This window comes from Pseudomonas sp. XP1, assembly GCF_053557675.1.
This window is the reverse complement of record NZ_JBNRIJ010000033.1, coordinates 1-3,880: the sequence shown is the minus strand read 5'-3', so window position 1 is coordinate 3,880 and position 3,880 is coordinate 1. Positions and strand designations below refer to the sequence as shown.

Genomic DNA, 3,880 nt, shown 5'->3' with positions numbered 1-3,880 from the left:
AGCCAGCTCCCACAGATTCAGCGTCAGGCCGGGGGGGCGATGCAGTACCTGTGGGAGCTGGCTTGCCGGCGATGAGGCCAAGCCAGGCAACCACTAGCTGCGTGGGTGGTGCAGCGTTTCGACAATGTGTGTCTTGGGATGCCTGCGTGCTTCTTCGACCGAGGTGAAGCGGCCGGTTTCCGCGTTGCGACCAATCTTGCGAGTTGCCAGTTTTTTCCGCGCCATGGGCTTAGTCCTTTTTGAGAGGTCCTGTCCTTTTACCGAGCTGCGCGAGCAGTGGGCAAAGGGCAAGGTTTCTCCGTGGCGCAGATACAAAAATGCCGCGCAGGGCGCCCATGGGCACTCTGCGCGGCACTCAGGCCTTACTGGCAGGCTTCGCAGTCAGGCTCGTCGATCGCGCAGGCCTTCGGCACTGGCGCTGGGCCCGCTGCCTGGACCGGGGCGCTGTCGCCACCGCTGGAAACGGCGTTGAGCTTGCCGGTGTTGATGGTCGACTTCTCGGTGCTGGTCGCAGCCAGGGCACGGAGGTAGTAGGTGGTCTTCAGACCACGGTACCAGGCCATGCGGTAGGTGACGTCCAGCTTCTTGCCCGAGGCGCCGGCGATGTACAGGTTCAGCGACTGGGCCTGGTCGATCCACTTCTGGCGACGCGAGGCGGCATCGACGATCCACTTGGTCTCGACTTCGAACGCGGTGGCGTACAGGTCCTTCAGCTCTTGCGGGATACGCTCGATCTGCTGCACCGAACCATCGTAGTACTTCAGGTCGTTGATCATTACCGAGTCCCACAGGCCACGGGCCTTCAGGTCGCGGACCAGGTACGGGTTGATCACGGTGAACTCGCCCGACAGGTTCGATTTCACGTACAGGTTCTGGTAGGTCGGCTCGATGGACTGCGACACGCCGGTGATGTTGGCAATGGTCGCGGTCGGCGCGATGGCCATGATGTTCGAGTTACGAATACCTTTCTTGACGCGTTCGCGCACCGGGGCCCAGTCCAGGGACTCTTCCAGGTTGACGTCGATGTACTTGGCGCCACGGGCCTCGATCAGGATCTGTTGCGAATCCAGCGGCAGGATGCCCTTGGACCACAGCGAACCCTGGAAGGTCTCGTACGCACCGCGCTCGTCGGCCAGGTCGCAGGACGCCTGGATGGCGTAGAAGCTGACCGCTTCCATCGACTTGTCGGCGAACTCGACGGCAGCATCGGAGCCGTACGGAATGTGCTGCAGGTACAGCGCATCCTGGAAGCCCATGATGCCCAGGCCGACCGGGCGGTGCTTGAAGTTCGAGTTACGCGCTTGCGGCACCGAGTAGTAGTTGATGTCGATCACGTTGTCGAGCATGCGCACGGCGGTGTTCACGGTGCGTTGCAGCTTGGCGGTGTCCAGCTTGCCGTCGACGATGTGGTTCGGCAGGTTGATCGAGCCCAGGTTGCAGACCGCGATCTCGTCCTTGTTGGTGTTCAGGGTGATCTCGGTGCACAGGTTCGAGCTGTGGACCACGCCCACGTGCTGCTGCGGCGAACGCAGGTTGCACGGGTCCTTGAAGGTCAGCCACGGGTGGCCGGTCTCGAACAGCATCGACAGCATCTTGCGCCACAGGTCTTTGGCCTGGATGGTCTTGAACACCTTGATCTTGTTGTACTCGGTCAGGGCTTCGTAGTACTCGTAGCGCTCTTCGAAGGCCTTGCCGGTCAGGTCGTGCAGGTCTGGCACTTCCGAAGGCGAGAACAGGGTCCACTTGCCGTCATCGAAGACACGCTTCATGAACAGGTCAGGGATCCAGTTGGCGGTGTTCATGTCGTGGGTACGACGACGGTCATCACCGGTGTTCTTGCGCAGCTCGATGAATTCTTCGATGTCCAGGTGCCAGGTTTCCAGGTAGGCACACACGGCGCCCTTGCGCTTGCCACCCTGGTTGACGGCAACGGCGGTGTCGTTGACCACTTTCAGGAACGGAACCACGCCCTGCGACTTGCCGTTGGTGCCCTTGATGTAGGAGCCCAGTGCACGCACAGGGGTCCAGTCGTTGCCCAGGCCACCGGCGAATTTCGACAGCATGGCGTTGTCGTGGATCGCGTGGTAGATGCCCGACAGGTCGTCTGGCACGGTGGTCAGGTAGCAGCTGGACAGCTGTGGGCGCAGGGTGCCGGCGTTGAACAGGGTCGGGGTCGAGGCCATGTAGTCGAAGGACGACAACAGGTTGTAGAACTCGATCGCGCGGGCTTCCTTGTCTTTTTCTGCCAGTGCCAGGCCCATGGCCACACGCATGAAGAACACCTGTGGCAGCTCGAAGCGCACGCCATCCTTGTGGATGAAGTAGCGGTCGTACAGGGTCTGCAGGCCCAGGTAGGTGAATTGCTGGTCACGCTCGTGGTCGATGGCCTTGCCCAGGCGGTCCAGGTCGTAGCCTTTCAGGGCCGGGTCCAGCAGCTCGAACTCGACGCCTTTGTCGATGTAGGCCGGCAGGGCCTTGGCGTAAAGGTCGGCCATTTCGTGGTGGGTGGCGCTCTCGGCCACGTTCAGGAAGCCCAGGCCTTCGGCGCGCAGGGTGTCCATCAGCAGGCGGGCGGTCACGAACGAGTAGTTCGGCTCGCGCTCGACCAGGGTACGGGCGGTCATCACCAGGGCGGTGTTGACGTCCTTGATGGCCACGCCGTCGTACAGGTTCTTCAGGGTGTCGCGCTGGATCAGGTCGCCATCGACCTCGGCCAGGCCTTCGCAGGCTTCGCTGATGATGGTGTTCAGGCGGGCCATGTCGAGCGGCGCCAGGCTGCCGTCGGCCAGGGTGATGCGGATGCTTGGGTGCGGCTCGACCACGGACTCGGTGTTGACGCGGGTGGCACGCTCCTTGGCGCGCTGCTCGCGGTAGATCACGTAGTCACGGGCGACCTTCTGCTCGCCGGCGCGCATCAGGGCCAGTTCGACCTGGTCCTGGATTTCTTCGATGTGGATGGTGCCACCCGATGGCATGCGACGCTTGAACGTGGCGGTGACCTGCTCGGTCAGGCGCGCGACGGTGTCGTGGATGCGCGACGAAGCGGCGGCGGTGCCGCCTTCAACTGCGAGGAACGCCTTGGTGATGGCCACGGTGATCTTGTCGTCGGTGTAGGGGACGACAGTGCCGTTACGCTTGATCACACGCAGTTGGCCGGGAGCGGTGGCGGCCAGATCCTGGTTGGAATCGGCGGCCTGCGGCACCTTGGCCTGCGGGTTCTCGCGAGTTGTGTCGGTTTGCATGAGTGGGTGTCTCCACAGTTTCTATATTGTTCAGGCGCCTTTTGGGCGCCCACCGTTCCGTCCACTTGCTCGATGGCCTGGCGGGGATGGGCAATGCATGCGCATCCGCCCGCGCGGGCGTACCAACTTCGGGACAGACTCAGGAATAAGGGCAATTGGCTCGCCGCTCCCTGGCCGAAGTCAAAGGTTCTGGGCCGGGCCCAAAAACTGTTGCTGATGGGTACCAGGCCTGGCCTGTAACACCCATACCCGAACAAGGCCCTGCAAGGGCTTGCCTCGGTCGCCTCCGCAGGAGCGGTTTGGCTGCTGGAATCACTTGAAGTTCACCCGAAAAAATCGCTTGATTTTGCGGGTTGACTTTTATGTGTGATTTTGCACGAAACCCTATATCTAGTGGTTCGCTGCGATCGGGATACAAGATAATGCGGTATCGGGGGCTTTGCAAGGCGAGCGCCTGTGGATAACTTGTGCGTACTTTGTGAGTGAATGGTGGGTATTCGCTGTAGGCCTTGTGCCAAGTGGTTTGCAGTATTTTTCTGCGCCTTGTTGCCCCGGGGGCAGAATTTTTCGGGCGCGAACCCTATCACAAAAAACGGTTCAGTCGAGGGGCTGCTGGCAGGTTGGCAGTGCCGGATAGC

General features: G+C 61.6%; 1 protein-coding gene. It reads right to left on the bottom strand.

The genetic code is table 11. The annotated features are described in order from the left end of the window. Positions 1–362: 362 nt before the first annotated feature. A complete protein-coding gene (locus ACK1U9_RS21415; RefSeq protein WP_046616228.1) occupies positions 363–3,242 on the bottom strand; it encodes a ribonucleoside-diphosphate reductase subunit alpha in 2,880 nt (959 codons plus the stop codon). Positions 3,243–3,880: the final 638 nt, after the last annotated feature.